The sequence below is a fragment of the Marinobacter sp. genome, assembly GCF_014859525.1.
Classification (GTDB): domain Bacteria; phylum Pseudomonadota; class Gammaproteobacteria; order Pseudomonadales; family Oleiphilaceae; genus Marinobacter.
In genome coordinates, this window is record NZ_JACUUB010000122.1 from 1 (window position 1) to 5090 (window position 5090).

Here is a 5090-nt window from a genome sequence, read left to right on the forward strand (position 1 = left end):
TGGGTGGCCGATATGGACTTTGCCGCCCCGGAGGCGGTGACCAGCGCTCTCAAAGCCCGGGCAGAACATCCGGTGTATGGCTACACCCTGTTCCCGGACAGCCTGTATCAATCCATGATGGATTGGTTTGCACGGCGCCATGGCTGGTTTATTGAGCGTGACTGGATCCTGATGGCGCCCGGGGTGGTGCCATCATTGCACGCTGCCTGTATGGCCTATGCCCAGCCTGGCGAGGGTGTGATTATCCAGCCACCAGTGTACCCGCCTTTTTTCAGTTCGGTTCGCGAGAGCGGCCGACAGGTGATTGAGAATCCCCTTGTTCAGGATAGTGAAACCGGTCGTTACCGAATGGATCTTGAACATCTGGAACACTGCGCAGCGCGGCCGGATACCCGTATCCTGATGCTTTGTTCACCCCACAACCCGGTGGGTCGGGTGTGGTCAGCAGCCGAATTGCGTGCGGTTCTCGAGATTGCCCGTAAACACCGGCTGGTGGTGGTTTCTGACGAAATTCACTGCGATCTGACCTTTCCAGACACTGAACCGCACACCATGCTGGCGAACTTGGCCGGCCCTGACGATGCTCTGGTAACCGCCGTGGCGCCGAGTAAAACATTCAATATGCCTGGTTTGGGGTTATCCGCATTGGTCATTACCGATACTGACCGACGCCAGGCCATCAAAGCCGTGTTCGACTCAATGCACTTGCCCCAGTGCAATCCGTTCAGCGTGACCGGTTTTGAAGCCGGCTATCGCCACGGCGCGAGCTGGCTGGATGAGCTGATGCACTACTTGCAGGGCAATCGGGATTTTGTGGTGCAGGCTGTCGCTAAACGCCTGCCGGGAATTCGGGTTGATTCGCCGGAAGGGACATATTTGATGTGGCTGGACTGTCGTGAGTTGGCGTTGAACAACACCAGCCTGAAACAATTCTTTGTTCAGGTCGCGGGGGTCGGAATGAACCCGGGTGTATCGTTCGGGGAACCGGGTAGCGGGTTCATGCGGCTCAACATCGGCTGCCCTCGATCCGTGCTTGAGGAGGTTGTGGCCCGGATCGAGACAGCGTTGGCGACGTTATAGTGCTGGTTGCTGAGCTTGCTGGATGGAGCAGTGGTCTTCCACCAATTCCCAGCGGGGCGGTTGTTTGACGCCCGGCATGTCGCCGTTGGTTTCTTCGGTCGCTTTCCAGACATTGCCGCCATGACTGACCAGATCGCCGGCTGCATAGGTTTCGGCAAACAGCCATTGTTCCGGTCGCTCACAGACCTCGGCGGAATCACCCATGCGGGTCATACCCTGCTCTGCATCGGCAGCGTCAAAGGGCTGTGGGCGTTGCTCGTTGTCACTGCTGCAGTCCGGGGTTGCGTGCAGCCGTTTCCAGTCAAAACTGATTCCGGGTTCCTTAGCCTGATGAACCTCTCGGGATTCAAACCAGCTGTCGTTGTGATACACCACTGCACCCGCCGGGTAATAAAGAGTTTCTGACCACTTATGATCTTCGGCTACGCAGTCTTCTGCCGATGCCAGTGCCGGCATCCCAAGTGCCATAACGACCAACATGAAGATGTAAAATACGGATACGGGCCCGGAGCGGGGCTTATTCATGCAATTCTCTCCTCTTTGATGCTGTAATCTTGTAGAGATACGCAGCGTAGGCTCGACCGGTTCGCCTGATCAAGCGGCTGATCTGATCATTGTGAATATGACCTCGATCATCAGGATGAAGCCCGTTGTCGGTCTGTCATGCTACTCACCTGGCACCTCTGCCTCGGTGCCAATGTGGTAGGCCGCAAAGCCTGCCATCACCACCTGATCGACGGCCATACCGATGATCCGGCCATCAGAACTGGAGCGCACAGGGTACTGTGCATTGGTGATTGGATCGGCTACATAGCCCAGTACCTCGCCGGTAGACACGGTATCACCCAGGTCGATTTCGCTGAAAAGGATACCACCATGCTCGGCGCGCACCCAGGTGGAATTGTAATAGACCGGCTCGGGATCGCCCCATACGAACATTCGCGAAATCATACCTTGTTTTTCCATCAGGCTGTTGAGGCTGTTGACCCCGGCCTCGATCTGATGTTCCTGGATTCTGAGGGACTCACCGGCTTCCATCGTGACAGCGCGGATACCCGCTTCAACAGCGGCTGTGCGCAGCATTCCGGGTGAACCACTGCTGTGAACCACCGCCATACGATCAAAACCTCGGGTAAATTCGGCGACTTCCGGGTTGTTCATGTCCGCCCTGAGCTGAGGCAGGTTTGTCCGTTTGAGTGAACCGGTATGGATGTCGACGAGCATATCGCAGTGGCGAATCACGTTTTCAAACAGGGAGTAAGCCACTCGGTCTGCGAGGTTACCGTTTTGGCGCCCCGGAAAGTATCGGTTCAGGTCCCGACGGTCCGGCAGGTAACGACTTCCTTGCTGAAAACCGGTCATATTGACGATCGGCACGCCAATCACCCGGCCACTGAGCTTTTCAGGGTCCAGGTCATACATGGCCCGCCGGACGATCTCGATGCCATTGAGCTCATCACCGTGCACGGCACCGGTCAGGCACAGTGTGGGCCCTGCGTTGACACCGTTGACCGCCAGAACAGGGGTGGTCTGCGAAAGCCCCGCAATCTGGACTTGTGGAGACCAGGCGAGGCGCGTGGAGGTGCCGGGTAACACTTCCTTGCCCAGTAAAGAGAGGCTCTTTGCCAGAACAGGCTCGGCCGGCGCGTCGGCTTGCTGCTCGGCGGAAGGCGCTCCCGCTTGGGAAAGGTCTTGCGCCGATAGAACCTCATCCTCGGACAGCTCCGCATCTGGTGCCGCTTCAGACCCGGACTCTGGTTCGGGTTCTGGTAACGGTGCCACTTCTTTCAGGTCGATATTGGGTGCAATCTTGCGGGTGATGGGGACAACAACCTGCTCACTCTCCGGCGTGCTCGGGCCGGTTTCGGGCGCGGATGACTCCTGCGCGTCACCGGCGGTTTGGTGTTCATCTGCCGGGCTCCGACGAGGTTCAGAGCGAACCACATCTTCAACGCTTTCATCTTCAGCTAACTGAGCAACCATCAGGAATGACGACGCATTGTCGTAATCCGCAGAGGCGTACATGGGAAGGGTGGCTGCGAACAACCAGACCGGAACCCGTCGGATTGTGGAATGTTTGAGCCTTTGAAACAGCATAAGTCCTCGAGTACCTGACCAGTGGCCCCAAGGATAGGGCCCTGTATGGTTCATGAATACCGCTGTGACAGAGGTTTAATGCCACTTTCATGATCATGGGCTCATTGGTAACGGCCCGATGTGGTGGAATGTAATAACACGCCTATCTTTCACTGATATGACGGTTATACGTGCCACCAAAAGATAACTAAATGGACCTTTTGCGAATTCTTATGGCGATTTTGTTACTGCCGTTGGGTTTTTATTAACGGCGGGTGTGCCAGAGATTGTCTGACTGGTATGCCCGATGTTCCGCTTCGAGTTTCAGCAGGTGCGCCAGGGCAGACCGGGCCGCCAGGCCATGGATGGCGGCAGGCACGTCGTCGTAAGCTTTGGCGGTCAGGTCTTTCAGGCTGACTGGAGCCAGGGCTTTCAGGGTACGGAAAATCTTGTGCTCCCGGGATAGCCGGTGGGTGATCAGGTAGTCAATCACCGCCTCCGGTTGCCCCATCAGAAAACCGTGGGCCGGTGCAATAAAGCGAATCGGTTCCTCCAGCAGCTCATACAGAGACTCTATGTAGGCCTTCATGTCACCGTCCGGCGGGTTAATCACCACCGTGGAGCCCTGCATGATGTGATCGCCTGAGAAAAGCAGCTCCTGGTCGGTGAGCAGATAGCACAGGTGGTTAGAGGCATGCCCCGGGGTATGAACCACCTTCAGGATGCCCGCTTCGGTGACAATCAGGTCGCCATGCTCCGGCTCATCATCGGCCCGGAACTTCCGGTCCTGACTGGCGCCCTCCGGGGCGGGCCAGCCAAACACCCGGCATCCGGTTTGTTCTTTCAGAAGCGACACAGCCGGTGAATGATCCAGATGGGTATGCGTTACCAGCACCTGATCCACCACCCCGCCAGTCACTTCCAGAATCTTTTCAATGTGGGCCTCATTGGCTGGCCCCGGATCAATCACCGTAAACCGCTCAAAGCCCACAAGGTAGGTATTGGTGCCCGGCCCGGTCATCATCCCCGGGTTCGGCGCCGTCAACCGCATCACACCGGCTGCCACCTCCACTGGCTCACCGGGCACAATTTCCGCCCGGGTGGTACCTTCCCCCTCCGGGTCCAGCTTGACCGCTTCGTCATAAGCCGGCGCGTTGGGCTCCAGCAACACCGGCTTGCCCTTGCGCAGCGCCGGCCAGGGATCGGTCGGAAACGCCTCCGGCGGATTGGCATGGGCATAACGCATCAGCTCGGCGGTGGTGCTGAAATCGCACAACACCCGCAACGTGCGGGTTGTCGGCAAGCCCAGCAGACGCAGCCCGGCCCGATGCTCCGCCAGTGCCTGCGCAGGTGACATCCAGACATGATCAATCGTCTCAGTGCCATCATGACTGGCCACCTGACCCTCCGGCGCCACCGCCACAAAAAACCGCGTATCAAACCGCCGCGGCGGCCCTGGCGGTGTTACCCAATGGCTCAGATACGCCAACCGGTCCAACGGCACCACCAGCCCGTGTTTCTCACACAACTGCGCCAGCGACACCTCCTCCCGAAACAACGCAAACCGCTCACCATGGACCCCATGGTCCGCCCCCACCAGGTGCCCGGAGCCCTCCTGAGCCAGCAGAATCCCCGCCTCCTCAAAGCACTCCCGAACCGCCGCTAACATAAAATCCGCGCCACCTTCATCCAGACTCATGGTCTGACTGATGTCGGCATCCTCAATCCCGACAGAATGTGCCCGGGCCTCCAGTTCCCGTTCGTTCACCGCTCCGCCGGGGAACACATAGTAGCCGGGCAGGAAAACGGCCTCCCAGGTGCGTTGCAGCAGAAGCACTTCAATGCCGTTATTGGTATCGCGGGTAAGAATCAGGGTGGCAGCCGGGCGAATTTCCATAAGTCACTCTTGTTATAAGGCCGAAAAGGGCGCGCGC

Annotated in this window: 4 protein-coding genes; 1 reads left to right on the forward strand and 3 read right to left on the reverse strand. The window is 58.2% G+C overall.

Annotated elements, in window-relative coordinates:
- Positions 1-1080: MalY/PatB family protein (locus IBX51_RS14255; RefSeq protein WP_291831965.1), on the forward strand; the 1080-nt coding region annotated here is incomplete at its 5' end.
- Here IBX51_RS14255 and IBX51_RS14260 read toward each other — a convergent pair.
- From IBX51_RS14260 to IBX51_RS14270, 3 genes are all read right to left on the reverse strand, one after another.
- A complete protein-coding gene (locus tag IBX51_RS14260; RefSeq protein ID WP_291831966.1) occupies positions 1075-1605 on the reverse strand; it encodes a carbohydrate-binding protein in 531 nt (176 codons plus the stop codon). The two genes, IBX51_RS14255 and IBX51_RS14260, sit on opposite strands and share 6 nt — an antisense overlap.
- A gap of 141 nt (positions 1606-1746) precedes the next feature.
- Positions 1747-3105, reverse strand: coding sequence for a succinylglutamate desuccinylase/aspartoacylase family protein (locus IBX51_RS14265; protein WP_291831967.1), 1359 nt, complete (start codon positions 3103-3105; stop codon positions 1747-1749).
- A 316-nt stretch (positions 3106-3421) separates the two neighbouring features.
- Positions 3422-5053 carry an MBL fold metallo-hydrolase gene (locus IBX51_RS14270; RefSeq protein WP_291831968.1) on the reverse strand — a complete coding sequence of 544 codons (1632 nt, stop codon included), beginning with the start codon at positions 5051-5053 and terminating at the stop codon, positions 3422-3424.
- Between the last annotated feature and the right edge of the window lie 37 nt (positions 5054-5090).

Coding starts and splice junctions, on each gene's coding strand:
- IBX51_RS14260 (WP_291831966.1), bottom strand. CDS start 1,605: ATGAATAAGCCCCGCTCCGGGCCCGTATCCGTATTTTACATCTTCATG.
- IBX51_RS14265 (WP_291831967.1), bottom strand. CDS start 3,105: ATGTACGCCTCTGCGGATTACGACAATGCGTCGTCATTCCTGATGGTT.
- IBX51_RS14270 (WP_291831968.1), bottom strand. CDS start 5,053: ATGGAAATTCGCCCGGCTGCCACCCTGATTCTTACCCGCGATACCAAT.